This is a genomic window from Nocardia sp. NPDC004582, from assembly GCF_053602115.1.
Genome location: NZ_JBSGCY010000308.1, coordinates 1 through 1,115 on the forward strand (window position 1 = coordinate 1; position 1,115 = coordinate 1,115).

The following is a 1,115-nucleotide window of genomic DNA, read 5'->3' on the forward strand; positions in this document are numbered from 1 at the left end:
TCAGAATCGGCGCCGCTGATCACCGCAGAAATCGCCGGAGTCTGATGGATCGGAACACCGCAATAGGGGCTTTGCCACTGGGCCACGCGATTTCGAGCACCGCGCCCGGGCGGATGCCGATCTTCGCGCCCAGGAAGGCCTGGGTGTCGCCGGAGGGGATGAAGCAGATGTCGTGGCTGTCGGGCTTGTTGGCGACGGCCAGCCCGCGCTCGGCGGCCTCGGCGCGGATCCGCGGCTTCGGGGTGTCGCCGACCGGGAACATGGCGCGCGACAACTGGTCCGCGGTCAGCACCGCCAGCACGTAGGACTGATCCTTGTCCGCGTCCACGGCCCGGCGCAGCACGCCGTCCTCGAGGCGGGCGTAGTGCCCGGTGACGACGGCGTCGAAGCCGAGGGCGGCCGCGCGGTCGGCCAGCGCCGAGAACTTGATCTTCTCGTTGCAGCGCAGGCACGGGTTGGGGGTCTCACCGGCGGCGTAGGCGGCGACGAAGTCGTCGATCACGTCCTCCTTGAACCGGTCGGCGAAATCCCAGACGTAGAACGGGATTCCGAGCACGTCGGCCGCGCGCCGGGCGTCGCCGGCGTCCTCCTTCGAGCAGCAACCGCGCGAACCGGTGCGTAGCGTGCCCGGGCTCGCCGACAGCGCCAGGTGCACGCCGACCACCTCGTGTCCGGCGTCCACCGCACGGGCGGCCGCCACGGCGGAATCCACGCCACCACTCATCGCGGCAAGTACTCGCATCTAGAAGCCTCCCTTCGCTCCGGCCAGTCCGGCCGCCTTCGCCCGCTCCACCACCTGCGGCAGCGCGGCCAGCAGGGCATCGATATCGGCGTCGGTCGAATCGTGTCCCAATGAGAATCGCAGAGATCCGCGCGCGCGACCCGGTTCCACGCCCATGGCGAGCAGCACATGGGAGGGTCCGGCGACTCCGGCATTGCACGCGGATCCGGTCGAGCATTCGATCCCGGCGGCGTCGAGCAGCATCAGCAGCGAGTCGCCCTCGCAGCCGGGGAACGTGAAGTGGGCGTTGCCCGGCAGCCGCAGCCCGCCGGTCGCGCCGTCGTGCGCCACGCTGTGCGCCGGGTCCGGGCCGTTGAGCAGCGCGTCCGGCACC

General features: G+C 70.9%; 1 protein-coding gene and 1 pseudogene. Both read right to left on the reverse strand.

What is annotated here, in order from left to right:
- Positions 1-91: 91 nt before the first annotated feature.
- Positions 92-742: pseudogene (locus ACWELJ_RS34225) on the reverse strand (tRNA 2-thiouridine(34) synthase MnmA); the annotation flags it as partial.
- Positions 743-1,115 (reverse strand): aminotransferase class V-fold PLP-dependent enzyme (locus tag ACWELJ_RS34230; protein WP_452370194.1); only part of this gene is annotated, 373 nt, incomplete at its 5' end.